Source organism: Mammaliicoccus sciuri (assembly GCF_025561425.1).
Lineage (GTDB): Bacteria > Bacillota > Bacilli > Staphylococcales > Staphylococcaceae > Mammaliicoccus > Mammaliicoccus sciuri_A.
The window spans coordinates 948704-966801 of the sequence record NZ_CP094824.1; the positions used below are offsets into that span (position 1 = coordinate 948704).

General features: G+C 32.5%; 31 protein-coding genes and 1 pseudogene. 26 read left to right on the plus strand and 6 right to left on the minus strand.

All coding sequences use genetic code 11. From position 1 onward, the window contains the following. Positions 1 to 6 precede the first annotated feature (6 nt). Positions 7 to 249, plus strand: coding sequence for a hypothetical protein (locus MUA60_RS04820; protein WP_262650007.1), 243 nt, complete (start codon positions 7 to 9; stop codon positions 247 to 249). Here the strand turns inward: MUA60_RS04820 and MUA60_RS04825 are convergent. Beyond that, complete coding sequence (locus MUA60_RS04825) at positions 206 to 700, minus strand: hypothetical protein (RefSeq protein ID WP_262650008.1); 495 nt, start codon at positions 698 to 700, stop codon at positions 206 to 208. The genes MUA60_RS04820 and MUA60_RS04825 overlap by 44 nt on opposite strands. A 49-nt stretch (positions 701 to 749) precedes the next feature. Between MUA60_RS04825 and MUA60_RS04830 the strand changes: the two genes are divergently transcribed. Beyond that, positions 750 to 959, plus strand: a complete 210-nt coding sequence (locus tag MUA60_RS04830; RefSeq protein ID WP_262650009.1) for a Rha family transcriptional regulator — start codon at positions 750 to 752, stop codon at positions 957 to 959. A gap of 158 nt (positions 960 to 1117) precedes the next feature. Here MUA60_RS04830 and MUA60_RS04835 read toward each other — a convergent pair whose 3' ends face one another. Then, positions 1118 to 1294 carry a hypothetical protein gene (locus MUA60_RS04835; protein WP_262650010.1) on the minus strand — a complete coding sequence of 59 codons (177 nt, stop codon included), beginning with the start codon at positions 1292 to 1294 and terminating at the stop codon, positions 1118 to 1120. A 58-nt stretch (positions 1295 to 1352) separates the two neighbouring features. On the opposite strand from MUA60_RS04835, the gene MUA60_RS04840 reads away from it, so the two are divergent. Further along, positions 1353 to 1637 carry a hypothetical protein gene (locus MUA60_RS04840; RefSeq protein WP_204183910.1) on the plus strand — a complete coding sequence of 95 codons (285 nt, stop codon included), beginning with the start codon at positions 1353 to 1355 and terminating at the stop codon, positions 1635 to 1637. A gap of 4 nt (positions 1638 to 1641) precedes the next feature. Here the strand turns inward: MUA60_RS04840 and MUA60_RS04845 are convergent, their stop codons facing one another. After that, positions 1642 to 2181, minus strand: a complete 540-nt coding sequence (locus tag MUA60_RS04845) for a hypothetical protein (protein ID WP_262650012.1) — start codon at positions 2179 to 2181, stop codon at positions 1642 to 1644. Positions 2182 to 2251: 70 nt separating this feature from the next. Between MUA60_RS04845 and MUA60_RS04850 the strand changes: the two genes are divergently transcribed. From MUA60_RS04850 to MUA60_RS04870, 5 genes are all read left to right on the plus strand, one after another. After that, a complete protein-coding gene (locus MUA60_RS04850; protein WP_070369236.1) occupies positions 2252 to 2452 on the plus strand; it encodes a hypothetical protein in 201 nt (66 codons plus the stop codon). 45 nt (positions 2453 to 2497) lie between these two features. Continuing rightward, on the plus strand, positions 2498 to 2677 hold the full coding sequence (locus tag MUA60_RS04855) for a hypothetical protein (protein ID WP_232196568.1): 180 nt from the start codon (positions 2498 to 2500) through the stop codon (positions 2675 to 2677). Continuing rightward, a complete protein-coding gene (locus MUA60_RS04860; RefSeq protein WP_262650015.1) occupies positions 2678 to 2983 on the plus strand; it encodes a hypothetical protein in 306 nt (101 codons plus the stop codon). It begins immediately after the preceding gene. An 86-nt stretch (positions 2984 to 3069) separates the two neighbouring features. Further along, a complete protein-coding gene (locus MUA60_RS04865) occupies positions 3070 to 5022 on the plus strand; it encodes an AAA family ATPase (RefSeq protein ID WP_262650017.1) in 1953 nt (650 codons plus the stop codon). Further along, complete coding sequence (locus MUA60_RS04870; RefSeq protein ID WP_262650019.1) at positions 5019 to 5354, plus strand: hypothetical protein; 336 nt, start codon at positions 5019 to 5021, stop codon at positions 5352 to 5354. Before MUA60_RS04865 ends, MUA60_RS04870 begins: the two co-directional genes overlap by 4 nt. Positions 5355 to 5477: 123 nt before the next feature. Here the strand turns inward: MUA60_RS04870 and MUA60_RS04875 are convergent, their stop codons facing one another. Continuing rightward, positions 5478 to 5696: a hypothetical protein gene (locus MUA60_RS04875; protein ID WP_262650020.1), complete on the minus strand. Its 219-nt coding sequence runs from the start codon at positions 5694 to 5696 to the stop codon at positions 5478 to 5480. A 63-nt stretch (positions 5697 to 5759) separates the two neighbouring features. Between MUA60_RS04875 and MUA60_RS04880 the strand changes: the two genes are divergently transcribed. The 7 genes from MUA60_RS04880 to MUA60_RS04910 all read left to right on the plus strand — a co-directional run bounded on the left by MUA60_RS04880 (position 5760) and on the right by MUA60_RS04910 (position 10328). After that, positions 5760 to 6668, plus strand: a complete 909-nt coding sequence (locus MUA60_RS04880) for a recombinase RecT (protein ID WP_262650021.1) — start codon at positions 5760 to 5762, stop codon at positions 6666 to 6668. Positions 6669 to 6748: 80 nt separating this feature from the next. After that, the gene (locus tag MUA60_RS04885) at positions 6749 to 7366 is read left to right on the plus strand and encodes an MBL fold metallo-hydrolase (RefSeq protein WP_262650022.1); all 618 of its coding nucleotides are present in this window, start codon (positions 6749 to 6751) and stop codon (positions 7364 to 7366) included. Beyond that, positions 7367 to 7849 carry a single-stranded DNA-binding protein gene (ssb, locus tag MUA60_RS04890; RefSeq protein ID WP_262650023.1) on the plus strand — a complete coding sequence of 161 codons (483 nt, stop codon included), beginning with the start codon at positions 7367 to 7369 and terminating at the stop codon, positions 7847 to 7849. Positions 7850 to 7881: 32 nt separating this feature from the next. Then, positions 7882 to 8820, plus strand: coding sequence for a DnaD domain protein (locus MUA60_RS04895; RefSeq protein WP_262650024.1), 939 nt, complete (start codon positions 7882 to 7884; stop codon positions 8818 to 8820). Beyond that, complete coding sequence (locus MUA60_RS04900) at positions 8804 to 9511, plus strand: hypothetical protein (RefSeq protein WP_262650025.1); 708 nt, start codon at positions 8804 to 8806, stop codon at positions 9509 to 9511. The genes MUA60_RS04895 and MUA60_RS04900 overlap by 17 nt, the downstream gene beginning before the upstream one ends. Further along, a complete protein-coding gene (locus tag MUA60_RS04905; RefSeq protein ID WP_262650027.1) occupies positions 9508 to 9930 on the plus strand; it encodes a RusA family crossover junction endodeoxyribonuclease in 423 nt (140 codons plus the stop codon). Before MUA60_RS04900 ends, MUA60_RS04905 begins: the two co-directional genes overlap by 4 nt. Further along, positions 9930 to 10328 carry a hypothetical protein gene (locus MUA60_RS04910; protein ID WP_070369226.1) on the plus strand — a complete coding sequence of 133 codons (399 nt, stop codon included), beginning with the start codon at positions 9930 to 9932 and terminating at the stop codon, positions 10326 to 10328. The genes MUA60_RS04905 and MUA60_RS04910 overlap by 1 nt, the downstream gene beginning before the upstream one ends. A gap of 75 nt (positions 10329 to 10403) precedes the next feature. Here the strand turns inward: MUA60_RS04910 and MUA60_RS04915 are convergent, their stop codons facing one another. Then, a complete protein-coding gene (locus MUA60_RS04915) occupies positions 10404 to 10817 on the minus strand; it encodes a hypothetical protein (RefSeq protein ID WP_262650030.1) in 414 nt (137 codons plus the stop codon). 3 nt (positions 10818 to 10820) lie between these two features. Continuing rightward, entirely contained in the window at positions 10821 to 11345 is a 525-nt protein-coding gene (locus MUA60_RS04920; protein WP_262650031.1) for a DUF4258 domain-containing protein, read from the minus strand. Positions 11346 to 11426: 81 nt separating this feature from the next. Between MUA60_RS04920 and MUA60_RS04925 the strand changes: the two genes are divergently transcribed. From MUA60_RS04925 to MUA60_RS04980, 11 genes and pseudogenes are all read left to right on the plus strand, one after another. After that, entirely contained in the window at positions 11427 to 11597 is a 171-nt protein-coding gene (locus MUA60_RS04925) for a hypothetical protein (RefSeq protein ID WP_262650032.1), read from the plus strand. A gap of 71 nt (positions 11598 to 11668) precedes the next feature. Next, positions 11669 to 12073 (plus strand): hypothetical protein, encoded by a 405-nt coding sequence (locus MUA60_RS04930; RefSeq protein ID WP_262650034.1) that lies wholly within the window; start codon positions 11669 to 11671, stop codon positions 12071 to 12073. Next, positions 12067 to 12276: a hypothetical protein gene (locus MUA60_RS04935; RefSeq protein ID WP_262650035.1), complete on the plus strand. Its 210-nt coding sequence runs from the start codon at positions 12067 to 12069 to the stop codon at positions 12274 to 12276. The genes MUA60_RS04930 and MUA60_RS04935 overlap by 7 nt, the downstream gene beginning before the upstream one ends. Further along, positions 12263 to 12721 (plus strand): nucleoside triphosphate pyrophosphohydrolase family protein, encoded by a 459-nt coding sequence (locus MUA60_RS04940; protein ID WP_262650037.1) that lies wholly within the window; start codon positions 12263 to 12265, stop codon positions 12719 to 12721. Before MUA60_RS04935 ends, MUA60_RS04940 begins: the two co-directional genes overlap by 14 nt. A 33-nt stretch (positions 12722 to 12754) precedes the next feature. Continuing rightward, complete coding sequence (locus tag MUA60_RS04945) at positions 12755 to 13156, plus strand: sigma factor-like helix-turn-helix DNA-binding protein (RefSeq protein WP_048542361.1); 402 nt, start codon at positions 12755 to 12757, stop codon at positions 13154 to 13156. Between the two features lie 132 nt (positions 13157 to 13288). After that, positions 13289 to 13645: an HNH endonuclease gene (locus tag MUA60_RS04950; RefSeq protein ID WP_239775241.1), complete on the plus strand. Its 357-nt coding sequence runs from the start codon at positions 13289 to 13291 to the stop codon at positions 13643 to 13645. A 171-nt stretch (positions 13646 to 13816) separates the two neighbouring features. Beyond that, positions 13817 to 14287 (plus strand): phage terminase small subunit P27 family, encoded by a 471-nt coding sequence (locus MUA60_RS04955; protein WP_262650038.1) that lies wholly within the window; start codon positions 13817 to 13819, stop codon positions 14285 to 14287. Further along, complete coding sequence (locus tag MUA60_RS04960) at positions 14287 to 15990, plus strand: terminase large subunit (protein WP_262650585.1); 1704 nt, start codon at positions 14287 to 14289, stop codon at positions 15988 to 15990. The genes MUA60_RS04955 and MUA60_RS04960 overlap by 1 nt, the downstream gene beginning before the upstream one ends. An 11-nt stretch (positions 15991 to 16001) precedes the next feature. After that, a complete protein-coding gene (locus tag MUA60_RS04965; RefSeq protein WP_262650040.1) occupies positions 16002 to 16199 on the plus strand; it encodes a hypothetical protein in 198 nt (65 codons plus the stop codon). 161 nt (positions 16200 to 16360) lie between these two features. Beyond that, positions 16361 to 17475: pseudogene (locus tag MUA60_RS15425) on the plus strand (phage portal protein). Then, positions 17450 to 18022 (plus strand): HK97 family phage prohead protease, encoded by a 573-nt coding sequence (locus tag MUA60_RS04980; RefSeq protein ID WP_262650045.1) that lies wholly within the window; start codon positions 17450 to 17452, stop codon positions 18020 to 18022. Before MUA60_RS15425 ends, MUA60_RS04980 begins: the two are co-directional and overlap by 26 nt. Positions 18023 to 18098 lie beyond the last annotated feature (76 nt).

Consider the following 18098-nt stretch of genomic DNA (forward strand, 5'->3'; position numbering starts at 1 on the left):
ATAACAATGCAAGAAAACCAAGAATATATGAATGATGCTGAATGGAGAATTTACGGTCTGAAATCTGATTATGAAAAAGCAATGAGAGCAGCGAAAGAAGAAAACACGCAAATAACATTTGAAATGCACGACAAAATTTTAAAAGAACTGAAAAAAGAAGAACTTACGTATAGAGAAGCATACGCAGTCCTTCAATTAGTTTATCTTACTTTAAAACATGAGTCAGAGTTTGTAAATCTTCATCAGTAGCCAATGTGACGAATTGTACTTTTGATGATTCATTAAACTCTATGAATGAGTATGTTTCTCCAGTTTTTAGATTCTTAACGTCGAAAGCAAAATTATCCAATTGTGACGAATCAAGATCAAATTTTTCTATATATGATTTTAACAATCTATATATGTCAAAAGAATCTCTTGTGTCTAAATAACGAATTATTTTCTTTAAAGGTGCTTCTTCGAAGTCATTGACAGCACGTAATTTGTAAAATGACTGTTCAGTCATTAAAGCTATTTTTTCATTATCATCATCTGATTCTATACTACTGAAAACAGCATTTTCGCTAACAGTATTTTTAATGAAATTAGCAGTAAATAACTTGTTATTTAAATCGAAAACAATATTCCAATTTTTCGTTACAGCCTTTTTATTCGCTTTTTGAATTAAAAAATCTAAAGATTGTAAGAAATTTATATCCAAATTTATCACCTCCTTCTATAAGGAGTATATCAGAAAGGAGCATAACTATATGCAAGATTTACAAGTAGTAGAACAAAACAATGAATTTTATGTAGATAGTCGCGAAGTATCAAAAATGGTAGGGAAGAGACATGACCATTTAGTAAGAGATATAGATAACTACTTAGGTGTGATTTTACAAAACCCAAATTTGGGGTCTGCAGATTTCTTTCTCGAATCAAGCTACACATCTAACAATAACAACACACTTATTAACTGATAACAATATTATACACGAAAGGGGCATGTACGATATGCAAAAATTACAAAAAATAACCCTCCTCATCACAATAGCAGTTGTGACTTGTAAGGTTTGGAAAATTGAGAGTAATACAAGAAAGCCTAGTATTGATTTAAGGAAAATTAATATACCAAAAACTAATCGTTCTTTTGGGTCTTCTCAACGAACTCTCTAGCACGTTCGAAAGCCATTAAATAAATAGCAAATGCTTCTTCTATCATTTCTTTTTCGTTCTCATACTCTTTTAAATCAAAATTTTGAGAACTTAAATATGCATTTGCAAACTGCTGTGGATCAAACTTAATTTTGTCCATAGTTAACACCTCCCTTCATAAAGGGACAACTAAATTATACCAGAAAGGAGCATAAGTGATGGAACGAATAACATTAACCAAGCAAGAATTAGAATCATTAGAAATTATCCAAGAAGATCATATGAATCAGTTTTATTGTTTAGTAAACGATATATTTAACGATGTTATATCAAACAGTAAAACAATCAAAGAAGCTAAAGAAAAGTTGAAAGAGCTCAGAATACATTCAGGTACCAATGGTGAGACAATGCCACTTATCACTATTTATAAAAAAGTAGAAGAGATACTTGATAAAAAAATTGATGCCACCCCAATTCAAGAGTGGCATAGAGGAGAGATATAAATGTTCAAGTTTTTAAATGAGATAAAAATTTCTTTAGAAAACCACCCTTGGGGTTGGAAAGATCACTTACCTTATTTATTGATGTTATCTCTGTCACTAATTGCCCTGTTTCTTGGAATTCTGTCAATGATTCTATCGTAATAGGTTTTGTATAAATACCTTTATTAGTAGTAACTTTAATAGTCACATCCCAATTCCATATTACGGGATATTCATCAAGATAAAAAGTACACATAACACTTTCATAAGGTCCCAAAGTGAAAGGGATAGAATAATTTTTGTTTTCATAAGGAATCACGTCAAAAGTCTTTTGCTCACCAACTTTGTTTTTAATGTCGAATTTAACATCAATTATAGAAATTGGAAACTTTGTAAAATTGACAAATGTTAAATCGTTATAACTTGATTTATTTACCCCTAGGTAATGAAAACTTCTGGTTGGTATGACTTCTATGTTAAGGGCGTCTTTCATATAATCCAAATAATATTTAAGAGCAGTTAGTAAGAGACTGAAAACAGCTATACAAATCGCAATGATATCCAAATTTATCACCACCTTGTTAATTGATAACTAAATTATACCAAAAGAAAAATAAAAAAGGATGTGGTCTTTCGTGCCGAAAGGAGACTGGCTAGTTGATGCTGAAGAAATTAAAGAGCGAATGTGCATTGGAGAGAAATTCTTTAGAAATCACATCGTAAAAGATAGTCGGATGAAAGCTATTGAGATTAAAAAAACAAACAGAAAATCCTGGTGGCCATCCGACAAAGCAAAAGATATATGTATACAAATAATGTACGAGTATGATGCTTAAACAAATTGGAGACTTGGGGAGCATACTCAAAAGGAGGAAAAATGTATGAACATAGCTTGGAACTTTATCAAATACCCAGCACTTACACTAGCAATTGTAGTTGAGTTCTTTATTATATCGTCATTTAGTACAACACCTATTGAGCATTCGTTTCTATTTTGGATAGTGACAGTAGCAGGATTTGAAATGGCTGATCAAATATTTTTAAAAAAGGAGGAAATGTAAATGTCATATTTTAAAACAGGTTCACAAGTAACGAAAACAGAATATCATTACGGATTTAAATTTTTACATCGCTATGAAGTTATAGGGGATGCCCTAATTTTAGTGAAGGTATTTAGTACTAATCATGATTTGATATTTGCTGCAGAAGTACATGTTGAAGATACAGCTGAAGGTCTTTTTGAAGAAATTAATGAGACAATTTTAAGTTGGATTGACGACAACACAAGCGAAGTAGACGCACTAATGGTCGAAATACTAAAGGGCAGTAACAAACCTTATGATTTTAAAATTAAGGCACGATATTAAAAAAGCCTAATCCAACGGCAATTGGAAAAGGCACAATTTCAAATAAAAATACACGTACAGAATATCACGAAGGAGGATATTTAGCAATGCAATTAAAATTAAACAAATTAGTAATGGAGAATTTTGCAGGCTTTAAAAATCAAATTTTTGAATTTAATGGCCAAGATGCAGATATTTTTGGCCAAAACGGTACAGGTAAAACAACAACAGCTACTGCGTTACAATGGTTGCTATTTGATAAAGGATTAGACGGGACAACTAAATCTTTTAATCCTGTACCTGAAGATGAAAATGGAGAAGAACTATATGAACTAATCCCTATAGTTATTGCTGAATTTGAGATTGATGGTGGATTACTAACACTTAAGAAAGAGTCACACCCAAAATATTCTACAAATCAAAAAACAAATCGTAAAGAATATACCAGAAGTAGAACAAAGTACCAATATGTGAATGATGAAAAGGTAAAAGTTACAGATTGCAAAAATAGAGTGGCTGAGGTTGTAGATGAAGAAGTTTTTAAACTTATAACAAATCCTACAGCTTTTAATAATCTGGATTGGAAAAAGCGTAGGGAACTATTATTCCAAATTGCAGATGACATTACAGATGACGATGTCATTGCCAGCGATTCAGAACTTGAGGGATTGAAAGAATTACTTACTGATCATGATATTGAAACAAAGAAGAAGATAGTCGGAGATAAGATTAAACAAATAAATCAACAAATTAAAGATATACTAACACGTATCAATGAAGCATCACATTCATTGGTTGAAGTAGAAGAATTGAACGCATCTGAGTACAAGCAGCTAGAAGATAACATTCAAACACTCGTTAATAAGAGATACGAGTTGCAGAACGGAAGTGCAGAAATTGAGTTACGTAATCAAGTAAAAGATAAACAATCAGAATTAGAACGAATCAAAAGAGACCACTCATCTACTACTGAATCAAGAATTCATTCACTTATGAATGAGTTTAACGCAGAAGAAAGTACTATTTTGAATTACAAATCAAAAATGAAGAATAACCAAACTCAGATTCAATATGAAGAAGGTAGAAGAAAAGAACTTTTAGCAGAGCATAAAAGATTAAAGTCTGATTTAGAAAAGGCTAAAAATCACAAGTTTGAATATGTAGATGAAAAAGTTTGCTCGTGTTGTGGCCAAGATTTACCGAATGAAAAAGTTGAAGAGACAAGAGAAAATGCACTCAAAAAATTCAACAAAGAAAAGTCACTTCAACTTGAGGTTATTACAGGATCTATGGAAAGAGTGTTGGAAGACGGTAAAAAGATTAAACCAATCATTGATGCACTAAACGAAGAAAATAATAAACATCAAAAATTAATAGATTTAGCTACAGAGAAGTCTAAAAGAATTAAAAGTAAGATTGATAACCTGAAATCACAAATAACAGATGTAACGCAATCAAGCGAATACCAAGAAGTTCAAAGAGATATTGACAAACTCAATAAGAAACGTATGAACATTCAAGAAGAAGTAGATGATCGCCTTGATGAATTAGATTCACAGTTAAATGAATTGAATGCTGCAAAAGAACATTTAGATAAATTGAAGTCTATTGCTGCATCTAATAAGAACATCGAAAAACGTATTCAAGAATTAAGGAATAAAGAAGATGAGTTATTAGACGAGAAAGAAATTTATTCTGGCCAACTTTATAAACTGAACAAATTTACGATTACAAAAATCAATAAGTTAACAGATAACATCAATCAAAAGTTTAAATACGTGAAATTCAAATTATTTTATACGCAAGTAGATGGAGAAGTTAAAGAAACATGTGAAACAACTGTAAATGGTATTGAGTATCACAGGGGATTAAATAGTGCTAAAAAGCTTAATGCAGGATTAGATATCATTAATACATTGTGTGATCACTACAAAATTAATGCACCAATCTTTATTGATAATGCTGAATCAGTAATTGATATATTACCAACAAAATCACAACAGATTAGATTAGTTGTTAGTAAAGAAGACGATACATTGAGAATGGAGAAAAGCGTATGAAATACGAATTAGGTGATTATGTACAAATTAACAAGAGATGGAAGAAGACAAAAGAATATCTGAACGAGGAATCTTTAAAGATTGAAGATGCTAAGACTGTTGTTATTAGAAAGAAAATAGATTGTAAGGAAACTGGATTTATTGCTGGTTTTAGGTACGGCTGTACACAAGCAAAAGAAGTAATGAAAATTCTTGATGATGGTGCAGAGTTCATTCAAGTTTATAACCCTCAAGTTATTGATGTATACCTGGTAGCAACAAGAATGAATTGCCTGTATGAAGTAAGTAAAGAAGATATGCAATTAATTAAAGACGTGGAGGAATTAAGATGAAACTTAAAGTATTAAAATTAACACTCCTAATCATCATCTTGGCGGAGGAGATTAAAAGTGTTAATAAACTCATAATAAAGCTTTTAGAAATTAATAACAAGATTGCAAAATTAGAAACTGATGTTAACGAAATTCAACGAAATTACCAATCACATTAACTTTGTAACCTTTTTCTTCAGCTTCTGATTTTATTTCATCAATTGACATAAAATATTCATCTGAGTTAATTGCTGCTACAGGTTCTTCTGTTTTGTAGCTTTTTTCAAACACAGCTTGAAGCTTACTATTTAAATCTTCCCATCCTAGTAAGGACTTCTTATTATTAGGTTTTGGGTCTAACATGTTTTTTCACCACGCTTTCATAATAAATTAATTTAATTATACACAATAAAGGAGATTATATATATGACAAATAAAAACGAAGTATTAGTAAAAAATCAAAAAATGGGAGACAACGTCCTCGCTAGAGTTAAGAGTTTAGAAACACAGGGAGATTTAAAGTTTCCAGAAAACTATTCACCTGAAAACGCAATGAAATCCGCAATGTTAACACTTCAGGATTTAAAAGGTTCTAAGAAAGACGGTTATAAGCCAGCGCTTGAGTTCGCTAATCCAAACAGTATTGCTAACGCTTTAATGGATATGGTCGTACAAGGACTAAATCCAGCTAAGAATCAAGGTTATTTCATTATGTACGGAGATAACGTTCAGTTCCAAAGATCATATCTAGGTACAATGGCAGTTACAAGACGAGTTACTGGTGCTAAAGAAATAAATGCTGAAGTTATCTTTGAAGGTGATGAAGTTAAATATAAAACAAAGAACGGTAAAATTGTCGATTTAGAACATTCTCAATCATTTGGAAACAGAGATAGTAAAAAAATCATTGGTGCTTATGCAACTGTTGTATTTGAGGATGAAAGTAAAAACTATACAGAGATTATGAGCTTCGAAGAAATTGAAGAGGCGTGGAAACAATCTCAAATGGTATATGATGGCAAGTTTAAGGAAGATGGAACGCATAGAAGATTCCCTCAAGAAATGGCCAAAAAGACCGTCATTAATAGAGCATGTAAGAAACTATTAAATAGTTCTGATGATAGTAGTTTATTATCTAGTGAAGTTAAAAATAGAGACAATAGACAACGTAAAGAAATTTTAGATGCTGAAGAAGAAGCAAATGCGAATAAAGAGCTATTAGAATTCGAAGAAGTACCACATAAAGAGGCAACCGATGTTACAGATTTTGAAGAAGTAGAAGAGACTAAAGAAGAACCTGCACAACATCCAACAGAGGATGAAGAACCATTTTAATTGATATTATAGCAACTGGTTCAAGTGGTAACTGCTATCGTATTTCAGATGGCAGAACCACACTTTTATTAGAAGCAGGAGTGAAGTTTGAAAAGGTACAAAAAGCCCTTCAATACAGAACAAGAGATATAGCAGGTTGTCTCATCACTCATGAACATGGTGATCATGCTAAATATACAGACCAGTATTTAAAGAACGGAATTAATTGTTACATGACCAGGGGAACAATGAAAGCAAAAAATATTCAAAGTCACAGACTGCATGCAGTAAAAGCTAAACAGGAAACTAGAATCGGTACATGGTCAATTTTACCTTTTGAAATAGAACATGATGCAGCTGAACCAGTTGGCTTTTTACTAAAAAGTACACAAGGTTATAAAGTCTTGTACTTAACAGATACAAAGTATTGTAAGTATAGTTTTAAAGGTTTAACGCACTTGATGTTAGAAGTGAATTATATCTACGAAAAAATGCAAGAGAATGTGCAAAAAGGCTCTATTCATCAAGGGTTGGCTAACAGGATAATGGATTCACATTTTAGCTTAGAATATGCATTAAAACTACTGAGGGTGAATGATTTAACACAGTTGCAACAGATTCATCTAATACACCTTAGTAATACCAATTCTGATGCTCAATTAATCAAACAGCAGGTACAAGAAGCAAGTGGTGTACCTGTCTATATCGGAGGTTTATAAATGGATAATAATGATTGTAAGTTTATTGGCCGAATAACAAAAGACTTAGAGCTAAGAGAATCAACAAATGGCACAAAGTACTTACTATTTGATATTGCGGTTCAAAGAAGATTTAAAAATAATGAAGATGAATATGAGAGTGATTTTATTAATTGTATTGCCTTTAATAAAACTGCTGAATTTATAAACAACTATGCAAAGAAAGGCTATTTAATAGGTGTTGAAGGCGAGATACAAAATAATAATCGTGAACGTCAAGATGGCACGATTAATTATGGTACGCAATTGAAAGTGAGTAAAGTTAATTCACAAGTTCTATTTTTGAATAAAGAAAAATCTACTAATAGTACTAATCAATCAGGTAATGCTCAAAGTGGCCAAAGAAATAAAACGAATCAAGGTTCGTATCAATCAAATGGCAGTAATCCATTTTCAAATGCCAATGGACCGATAGATATCAACGACGATGATTTGCCATTTTAATTTAACCAGTTTTGAAAGTGAGGTGTGGAGTTATGACTGGTTGGATTAAAGTACACCGTCAAGTTATGGATCATTGGATTTGGGAAGATGCGGAAAGGTTTAAGTGGTGGATGGAAATAATACTATTAACTAACCACACTGATAAAAAAACTGTAATTGGTGGAGAACTCATCACTATTAGAAGAGGTACATTTCATACTTCAGAATTAAAACTTTCAGAACGTTGGGGAGTTTCCAGAAACAGAGTAAGAAGGTTTTTACAGTTGTTAGAAGATGACGACATGATAAGTACAAAAAAGACAACAAACGGAACAACTATAAAAGTCCATAACTACGGGGTTTATCAAGGGAAAAATGAAGAAGAAAAACAGCCAATGAAACAACCAACGAAACAACGAGCGGAACACCCAACGGAACAACAGACGGAACAACAAGAGGACAGCGGACGATACAAGACTAAGAATGTAAAGAAGGATAAGAATGTAAAGAATGAAAAGAATGAGAAGAAGAAGGTGTCCACCGTCTACGACTTTTATCAAGAATCAGGATTCGGAATTATTAATCAATACACTGCACAAGATATCACTTATTACTTAGAAAGCTTTGAGAATGATTCAGATGAAATAGTAACTGCAGCATTAAAGTTAGCACTCGATAGAAATAAAGTGAACTGGGGATATGCTAAAGCTATTTTAAAGGATTGGTTAAAGTCTAATCTTAAATCAATGGATGAGGTACGCGCATATGAAAAGCAAAAGATGACCAATTATAAAAATAAGAGCAATGAGCCTTATATATTAAAGTCAATTGAAAAAACGCCGCAATGGGTTTCAGATAACAGCTATAAAAACAAGAGAAGTAGTGAAGAGGAAAGAATGTCAACGGAAGAACGTAAAGCTTTTGAAGAAACAAAAAAACAAATGGAAAAAGAAATAATTGAATGGAGTGAAGAATTTGGGCGTACTACTTAAAGGTAAAACGATAGGTGAAGTATTTGAATTATTAGAGGAACTAAAATCTGTTAAAGCTGTAGCTGAAAGAATTGGAGTAACTACTGGTGCAGTTTATAGTTTTAGATCAGAAAATCACAAGGCATTTAAAAAATTAAAAGCAGAGTCGGAACTTAAAGAAAATGAAAACAAATTAACTAATCCAGAATTAACTTCAAGAATTATAAAACCAGATAAAAATGTTATTAATCAACAAAATGATGAGTCAACAACAAAGGTTGCTATTGCTAGAAAAATGGTTTTAGAGAAAGAAAATAAGTCACTTAATAAAAAAATAAATCAGCTAACATCTGAAAAGAATCAATTACATGGTCGTATTAATCTACTTGAAGACGAAATAAAAGTGATTAATGATGAAAAGACGGAACTGAGAAATGAGTATGAAAAGCTGTCACGTGATTATCAGAAGATTAACGAAGATAAAGAGACATACAAGCAGCAGCTAGATGAATTAGTTAAGGAATCTAATAATATTTTAGAAGAAGCTAAGAAATACCGTAAGGCAAACAAAGAATATCAAAACAAATTAGCACTGCTTAGCGAAAGACATACAGAACAAACAGAAGTTGATATTGAACGAATACAACATGAACTAGCATTTTATAAAGATCATGCGTTGTTATATTACCAGAAAGTAAATGAAGTATCATGACGGTTCATTCATTTACGATACTGTTCAAAAAAGATACAAAACACTTAGATAAACCAATGGCATCTCCTAGGCCAAGATTTAGGAACGTTGGAAAGTTTATTCAAACATACATGCCAACTAATTACGTAAAACACAAACAATTTATAAAAGAGCAAATGCCAGAACTAAATATCGATGATGCAATAAAATTGACTTTATTGTTTGAATTCCCAATGAACAAATCATGGTCTAAATCATTAATTAAAAGAATGATACATGCATTCAAAAAGAATAAGCCAGACATAGATAATTTAATTAAGACATTTATGGATGCTGCAAACCAAAAGATATGGACAGATGATGCCCTAGTGGTTGAAATTCATTGTGCTAAAAGATATGCAGAAGTACCAAAAATAAAAGTGAAAGTGGAGGAATTATAATGAGAAATATTCAATTCGCAGATGAACTAATTAAAAAGACTTTTGGAGAAAATGAACAAGATGGAGTAGTAAGAAAACAATTTAACGCTACTGATAAACATGTGACTTGGTCAATTGAGTTCTTCGCTTATGAAGCAACAATTGTATGTACAGCAAGTAAAGCTGGAACTAAATTTAAAGTTTCTGGAGATAATGTTCCAAATGGTTTTATTACTCAACAATATGGAAGAGTTGAATATATAAGACAAGAATTATTTAAAGATGAAGTAGAAAATCCAGATCAATTAACATTAGAAGATGTAGACAGTGAAGAAGAACAAGAGCAAGCAGAAAACGAAACATTATTTGATGGTGGAGAAGAGAAAGTTGAAGAATTATCAAAAGAAGAAATTGAGTAATTAAAATTTACTAATAATTTCATTCTCCAATATGTAAAATTCGAGCCATTCATTTACGAATGGCTCGAATAAAAATTAAATAATAGATTTTAAATTATTAGTAAAAGTGATAAAGGACTCTTTTGTTACGTTCATACGTACTGATAATCCTGATTCAGTGGCCATATTCATGTGGTTCAAACCAGAGTCAAAATTTATATATAAAATTAAATCATTTTCATTTAATTGAATAATTGTTAACCAAAAATCTGGTTCATTAAAAAAGTAATCTGGAGAATCATTAGTGAAATTACTAATATTCAAGTTTTGAATTTCATCATCTAATAATACTATTTCTTTTTCTATACAAGATTGTTCATAAGTAACCATTAACTTGAAGTAAGTATGTTTTATATCATCGGTAGTTGAAGACTTGGTATGTTTAAGAGATAAGACTATGTTATTTTCTTTGAAATCAATATCTTTTAACATTGTTGTAATCATAGACAATATTTAGTGCCCCTTTCTCCAGACTTTTTTAGGACTTTTTTGTTTATACGTTGTAACAACAGTTTTACCTTTTTTATCTAGAACTAAAGTCGTTTTAGAACTTTTATCATATAAGATTTTAGCACCAGTTTTTTTATCAGTATATTTTTGTCCAAATCTCATTGTATGTGCGAATTGTTGCTTTGTAATTCCTCTTTGAGCAGCACGCTGTAAAGCGTGTTTTGAAATTTTCTTTACAAGGTGTTTTCCACCTTGTTTGACAACTATACTGATCACTGCTGAAGCAAGATATGGAATAATTGGAGCGATACGAGGCGTTATAGTTGGTTCCTCGGAATCATCACTAATTATTTCATATAAATCGGCTATTTCTTCATCAGATAAATGAGCTATGTATTTATCATTATTAACTTGTTCCTCTGATGGATAATCTTCATTTTCACTAGCTTGAACATAACCAGTAGCAGTAAAAGTTAAAGTTAAAACAAAAACTGTAATAAATATTACTAATTTAGAAATTTTTGACATTTTGCACCTCCTGGATATAAATATAAATTATTTTAAAGAGAAAAACAACAAAATTTAAAAAATTAAAAGGAGGACTAACTTATGAAACTATATCTAATCACAATAACAATATCGCTTATAGCACTATACACATTTATCAAACGATCATATAAGTATGCGAGTGTGCAGGACGAAGTGGAGGCAGCTATTGATTATGAATCAGATAAGTATAAAGAGGCAGAAACATGGTTCAGTGGAGTTGGTAGACATTGATATTCGGATTAATACTATTCGCAGCAATACTGATAGCATTAATTATTATGGCAGTTAAGGAGGGATAAGAAATGGCAACAGTACAAGAGCAAATTAAAGAAATTAATACTAAAGATGAATTGATTAAATGGCTGATTAATGAATATTTCATTTTATCTAACAAAGCATATGGTGATAATTTCGAAGAAGTAATAGATAAAGAATTAAATATCATTAAGTCTAAAGCTGAAACATTAATGACATCCTGTGATTCTACTTACGAATATGAATTTACGAATAAGCAAGTATTGCATGGTTATTATAATTATTTAGGTGATAAGGATGGCCTAGAGGAACTTTATGATGTGTACAAAAAAGCGAAAAAATATAATGAAATTCACAATGCAATCAATGCACATTGGATAGAGTATCCAGAAGATTGGATGCCTGAAGTTTATATGATAGTTAATAATTATGAGGGGGATTCTAAATGCTAAACAAAGACATTAGAAATATGATGTTTGAATTAACTATAGAAGACTTTAAGAAGCAAGTACAAACTGATGAGAATAGATTAGGTTTTCGACAAATGAAAGTACTATTTGACGAATTAGTAAATGCAAAGTTTACAGAAGAACAAGCATTTAAATTTATTATCTTACAGATGAAGATGGAGGGAGAAAATAATGGAACTAAATAAATATCAAGAGATAGCGTTAAGAACTCATAACGTTGAACAAAACATGAGCGAAGCTTTAACTAATTATGCATTAGGTTTAACAGGTGAATCAGGAGAAGTTGCAGACAACATTAAGAAACATATATTCCATGGCCATGAGTTAAACAAAGACGAAATGGTTAAAGAACTCGGCGATGTTCTTTGGTACTTATCTTCACTCGCTAGTATGTGTGACGTAAAACTCGATGAAGTGGTAGGTCATAATTTAAATAAATTATCTAATAGATATCCAGGTGGATTTAATCAACAGCACAGTATTAATCGAGTAGAGAACATTTCACCAGGAGATAAAATTTTATTTAGTAATAGCCAATATATTGTGGATGATGTAATTGGAAATACATTATTGATTAGTAACGATAACGATGATCAGCAAGTTAATGTATATGATGTAAAGAAACTGTAATTAGTTTCTTCTTAATAAAGGTGGTGAGATGTATTGTTCGAGTGGCTAGAGTTATACCAGAACTTGGATATGCAACAGCAGGCATTAGAGATAAAAAAAGATATATGCATTGAAGAAATGGAGAGGTGGCACTCAATAAGTTATGCACGAGCAGACTTAGGAAAGAAGCATGACTTTCATTCTCGCTTACAACAGGTCAGCCGTATTGAGGAGGAGTTAGAGGAATTGAATGAGAGGATAAAAAAGTTAGAAGAACAGAAGGAAAGAGTATTAAGTTTGTTGGACCGTTTCCAAGGTATAGAACACAAGATACTTAGAAAGAAATATGTAGATGGTATGACATTACAAGAGATTGCATATGACTTAGGTTATAGTGAACAATACATTAGAAAGAAGCATGCTGAGTGTATCAAGAGAATCAAGTTCATTAGTTAGTAGTCAACGTTGTCAACAAACATTCTACACAAACTATTGATTAATCATGATATTGTTATAGCATAGAAAAATTATAACTAGGACTGACACATTGTGTTGGTCCTTTTATTATGTGATGAAGGAGTGATTGATATTGGTATCATGCGAAGATGTAATCATCCAACATGTAATACATTGATAAGTAGAGACGAAACATATTGTGATAAGCACAAAACATATACAAACAAAGCATATAACGATACTAGAAGAAGAAACGATCCAGAATATATCAACTTCTATAAATCAAATGCTTGGTTAACTATGAGAAAAAGAATACTTCTGAAACATGATTACTTATGTAGTAGTTGTGGAAGAATTGCTGAAGTAGTAGACCATATTATTCCAACAAAAGTAGATTGGTCAAAGAGATTGGATGAAGAAAACCTTCAACCATTATGTAATGAATGTCATAACAAAAAAACACAAGAAGATTTAAAAGGGCGAAATTAATAAAAAGTAAAAAAGTGAAAAAACAAAAATTCAGAAAATGAAAATACGAAAAAATAAAAAGTCCCCCACCAATTTTGACGGCCGAGGAAAAATTTTTCCCCGGAACGGGGCGAACTTTTCTTCTTAAAGATTTCCCTTAATTAATTAAATTTCAGTAGGAGGTGTTGATTTATGGCCGGTAGACCTAAAAAATTACTTCATAACTCAAATAAGAATTATACGTCGGAAGAAATTATCAAAAAAGAGCGTGAAGAGGCGGAATTGAATAAATTTTCGAAAATAGACCCTGAACCACCTGGTTTTTTGGACGATATAGCAAGACAAGAATACAAACGGGTAATTCCATATATGCAAGATTTGCCGATTTCTACTTTAGACCGAGCTCAACTTGCACAATATTGTAGTTTTTACAGTGACTTTGTACAAGCAACTCATTTGATAGAAGAAACAGGAGGTGTGGTTATTGAAACCGATAGAGGGCTTAAAGTTAACCCTGCATTTACAGCAAAAGAAAAAGCGGGTACACGAATGCAACAAGCAGCTAACACATTGGGCTTAACCATTGATAGTCGCTTACGTATTGTTGTACCGGAAGAAAAAGAAGATGATGATCCATTCAAAGAATTTGTGAGTGATGAATGATGGTTGATTATACAACACTTTATGCACAAAAGGTTATTAATGGCGATATTTTAGCAAGTAAAAAGAACATAGGAGTCGCTAAACGCCATTTAAAAGATTTGAAAAATCCACCAAAAGATTGTTATTGGGATGTTAAGCAGGCAAATAAAGCAATAAAATTTATTGAGATGTTGCCGGACCCTAAAACAAACGAACCTATGCCACTAATGTTATTTCAAAAATTTATTGTAGGTAGCATTTATGGTTGGCGTAGAAAAGGAGGCTTTAGAAGATATACAAAAGCGTATATCAGCATGGCACGTAAACAGGGTAAATCACTTATCGTCTCAGGTATGTCGTTAAATGGGCTATTGTTCGGTCAATACCCTAAGTTTAATCGACAAATCTATGTATCATCTTCAACATATAAACAAGCACAAACGATTTTCAAAATGGCAAGTCAACAAATCAAATTGCTACGCTCTAAAAGTGATTACATTCGAAAATCGACAGACGTACGCAAAACGGACTTAGCACACATTGCATCAGAAAGTGTGTTTGAACCACTGTCAAACAATCCTGATGCGGTAGATGGTAAAGACCCTACTGTTGCGATTTTAGATGAGTTGGCAAGTATGCCAGACGACGAGATGTATTCGCGTTTTAAAACAGGTATGACATTGCAAAAGAACCCTCTCACTCTCTTGATTTCGACAGCGGGCGACAACTTAAACAGTCAGATGTATCAAGAATACAAATACATTACTAAAATTCTTTCAGGGGAAGTTAAGGCAGACAGTTATTTTGTTTATTGCGCTGAAATGGACTCAGAAGACGAGGTTAACGATGAATCGCAGTGGATTAAAGCAATGCCACTACTCGAATCGAAAGAGCATAGAGATACTATATTGCGTAACATTAAGTCAGATATTCAAGATGAGCTTGAAAAAGGTACATCGTTTCATAAGATTCTGATTAAAAACTTTAATTTGTGGCAAGCTAACAAAGAAGATAGCTTGATTAATATTTCTGAATGGGAATCAGTAGAAGTTAATAAAGCGGATTATAATCTTTATGGTCGTGATGTTTATATTGGTGTCGATTTATCACGTTTAGACGATTTGACTTCTGTCGGTTTTATCTTTCCAAATGATAACGAATCGGTATTAATCGATAGTTATTCGTTTATAGGATTACGAACCACATTAGAACAAAAAACGAAGCGGGATAAGATTAATTATGAATATATAGTTAATCAAGGTGAAGCGGAAACAACGACCTCAGAAAGTGGCATGATTGATTATAAACGTGTGATTGAATACATTTTGCAAGTCGTTGAAGAATATGATTTAAATGTAATAGCAGTTTGTTATGATCCGTGGAACGCGCAATCGTTTATTACGAGTTTGGAAACGATGATGATTGACTGGCCATTAATCGAAGTTGGACAAAGTTTTAAAAGTCTGTCACAAACTATCAAGCAATTTAGAATGTGGGTAGCAGATAAAAAGGTACGACATTTTGGAAAACATCTTCTTACAATAGCGGTTAATAATGCCGTGTTGATGTATGACGGTGAAGATAATGTAAAAATCAATAAGAAATTGAACAGACAGAAGATTGACCCTATCATTTCGGTTATTACTGCATTTAGCGAAGCGAGAATGCATGAGTTTGAGACAGATTGGTCATCTATTTATGAAAGTGAAGAATTTGATTTTTAGGAGGTGACGTAATGAATTTTGATAAATTATATACGTTTTTAAAGATATTGGTCGCTAACATTGTTAGTATCTTTTTTTTATTGGGATTAATCACGGTCAATTTTGCAGTATACATCGGTTATGGTACAGTGATTGGATTAATCGTTACTGGTTCATTCCTGATTATAATCGCACTGATTATTGACCGTGAATCGCAAGAAAGGAGGTAAATTAATTGGGAATCTTTTATAGAGAAAAACGAGAATTACAGTATAACGAAGATGATTTACAAATGATGGTACAAACGTTGCCGGGATTCCAAGGGCAACCATTGAGAAAGTATGCAGATGTGGAGGCTATTAAACACAGTGATATTTTTACTGCTGTCATGATGATTGCATCCGACTTAGCACGTATGCCTATTCGGTTAACAAACAACGGCGAGATTGATTTTAATAACAAGATTACAAAACTTTTGAATATACGCCCTAATCCTTTTTATAACGGCTATATTTTTAAGTTAGTCGTGTTTGCTAACTCTCTACTCACATCACACGGATACATTGAAATCGCAAGAGATTACAAAGGTAATCCCGTCAATCTTGCATTTCGGAAAACATCTGAAATTGAGTTAAAACTTAGCCCATCAGGTAAGTATTATTACGAATTCAAAAAAATAGACGATAACGGCAAATCGACATCACGCAAAATTAAGTTTGAAGATATGCTCGATATTAAATTCTACTCGTTAGATGGTATTAACGGACTATCGCTACTTGATACATTGAGCAAAACTATCGATTCAGACAACAACGGTAAGACTTTCTAAACAACTTTTTAAGAAACGGTACACACGTAGGCGGAATACTTAAGATGAAAGGTGTACTTAATGATAAAAAAGCACGCGAGAGAGCAAGAACAGAATTCCACAAAGCATTTAGTGGTACAAAGCAAGCAGGTAAAGTCGTTGTACTAGATGAGTCAATGACGTTTGACCAATTGGAAGTTGATACGGAAGTTTTAAAACTGATCCGTGAAAACAAATCATCCACACGTGAGATTGCAGGGGGGTTCGGCATACCGTTGCATAAGTTTGGTATTGAAACAACGAATATGAGCATAACAGACGCAAATTTAGACTATCTATCCACACTTAAGCCTTATACAACGTGTGTATGTGCGGAGTTGAATTTCAAATTTAACGATGAAAGAACCGATGTAGCACGCGAGTTTAAGTTCGATACTACTGAAATACGTGTGGTTGATGAAAAAACGCAAGCTGAGATTGACAAGATTAATCTTGATAGCGGTAAAACCAATATTGATGAAGTTCGAAAGCGCGACGGATTACCGCCTATTCCTGGTGGAAAGGGTAGCGTACATCGTGTGGATCTAAACCACGTAAATATTGATTTAGTTGATGATTATCAGATGAATAAATCGCGTGGTACTGATAATAAATTGAAAGGTGGTGAGGAAAATGGAGAAGGAGACGAGAAAAGGTAATATTGTTGAAGTACGTTCTAACGACGATAATGACATATTTATTGAGGGCTACGCTTTAAAATTTGATACATGGTCGGAAAATTTGGGGGGCTTTAAAGAAACCATCTCAAAACAAGCGTTAGAAAACACTGATTTATCAGATGTGCGTTGCTTAGTTGACCACTTGCCATCTCAAATCATTGGTAGAACGACGGCAGGTACACTCGATTTAACTGTTGATGATACAGGTTTAAAGTATCGTTGTAAGTTACCTAACACGACATTCGCACGAGACTTGTATGAAAATATGCGTGTAGGTAACATCAATCAATGTTCATTTGGCTTTATGCTTGATGCTGATGGTGATGAAATGCGTTTTGATGAAAAAGAAAACATCTACAAACGTACATTAAAGGCAATTCGGGAACTGACAGATGTGTCAGTAGTAACTTATCCTGCTTATAAAGACACAGATGTAAAACCGGCACTCAGAAGCATCGAAAATTTTGAACACGAGAAACGCAAAAACGAAATCAGACAACGACTTGAAAAAATGAAAACTCGGTGAAGTTGAACACCGTAAAAAATACAACCATAAGACGTTTTAGACGTCTATTTTTTATGTAAATTTTAGGAGGAAAACA

Excerpts from the sequence above, each read along its gene's own strand:
- MUA60_RS04960 (WP_262650585.1), top strand. The coding sequence starts at position 14,287 with ATGGTTGATTATACAACACTTTATGCACAAAAGGTTATTAATGGCGAT.
- MUA60_RS04930 (WP_262650034.1), top strand. The coding sequence starts at position 11,669 with ATGGCAACAGTACAAGAGCAAATTAAAGAAATTAATACTAAAGATGAA.
- MUA60_RS04925 (WP_262650032.1), top strand. The coding sequence starts at position 11,427 with ATGAAACTATATCTAATCACAATAACAATATCGCTTATAGCACTATAC.
- MUA60_RS04935 (WP_262650035.1), top strand. The coding sequence starts at position 12,067 with ATGCTAAACAAAGACATTAGAAATATGATGTTTGAATTAACTATAGAA.
- MUA60_RS04830 (WP_262650009.1), top strand. The coding sequence starts at position 750 with ATGCAAGATTTACAAGTAGTAGAACAAAACAATGAATTTTATGTAGAT.
- MUA60_RS04875 (WP_262650020.1), bottom strand. The coding sequence starts at position 5,696 with ATGTTAGACCCAAAACCTAATAATAAGAAGTCCTTACTAGGATGGGAA.
- MUA60_RS04940 (WP_262650037.1), top strand. The coding sequence starts at position 12,263 with ATGGAACTAAATAAATATCAAGAGATAGCGTTAAGAACTCATAACGTT.
- MUA60_RS04965 (WP_262650040.1), top strand. The coding sequence starts at position 16,002 with ATGAATTTTGATAAATTATATACGTTTTTAAAGATATTGGTCGCTAAC.
- MUA60_RS04910 (WP_070369226.1), top strand. The coding sequence starts at position 9,930 with ATGAGAAATATTCAATTCGCAGATGAACTAATTAAAAAGACTTTTGGA.
- MUA60_RS04880 (WP_262650021.1), top strand. The coding sequence starts at position 5,760 with ATGACAAATAAAAACGAAGTATTAGTAAAAAATCAAAAAATGGGAGAC.
- MUA60_RS04980 (WP_262650045.1), top strand. The coding sequence starts at position 17,450 with ATGGAGAAGGAGACGAGAAAAGGTAATATTGTTGAAGTACGTTCTAAC.
- MUA60_RS04820 (WP_262650007.1), top strand. The coding sequence starts at position 7 with ATGCAAGAAAACCAAGAATATATGAATGATGCTGAATGGAGAATTTAC.
- MUA60_RS04860 (WP_262650015.1), top strand. The coding sequence starts at position 2,678 with ATGTCATATTTTAAAACAGGTTCACAAGTAACGAAAACAGAATATCAT.
- MUA60_RS04920 (WP_262650031.1), bottom strand. The coding sequence starts at position 11,345 with ATGTCAAAAATTTCTAAATTAGTAATATTTATTACAGTTTTTGTTTTA.
- MUA60_RS04855 (WP_232196568.1), top strand. The coding sequence starts at position 2,498 with ATGAACATAGCTTGGAACTTTATCAAATACCCAGCACTTACACTAGCA.
- MUA60_RS04905 (WP_262650027.1), top strand. The coding sequence starts at position 9,508 with ATGACGGTTCATTCATTTACGATACTGTTCAAAAAAGATACAAAACAC.
- ssb (WP_262650023.1), top strand. The coding sequence starts at position 7,367 with ATGGATAATAATGATTGTAAGTTTATTGGCCGAATAACAAAAGACTTA.
- MUA60_RS04840 (WP_204183910.1), top strand. The coding sequence starts at position 1,353 with ATGGAACGAATAACATTAACCAAGCAAGAATTAGAATCATTAGAAATT.
- MUA60_RS04870 (WP_262650019.1), top strand. The coding sequence starts at position 5,019 with ATGAAATACGAATTAGGTGATTATGTACAAATTAACAAGAGATGGAAG.
- MUA60_RS04835 (WP_262650010.1), bottom strand. The coding sequence starts at position 1,294 with ATGGACAAAATTAAGTTTGATCCACAGCAGTTTGCAAATGCATATTTA.
- MUA60_RS04955 (WP_262650038.1), top strand. The coding sequence starts at position 13,817 with ATGGCCGGTAGACCTAAAAAATTACTTCATAACTCAAATAAGAATTAT.
- MUA60_RS04895 (WP_262650024.1), top strand. The coding sequence starts at position 7,882 with ATGACTGGTTGGATTAAAGTACACCGTCAAGTTATGGATCATTGGATT.
- MUA60_RS04865 (WP_262650017.1), top strand. The coding sequence starts at position 3,070 with ATGCAATTAAAATTAAACAAATTAGTAATGGAGAATTTTGCAGGCTTT.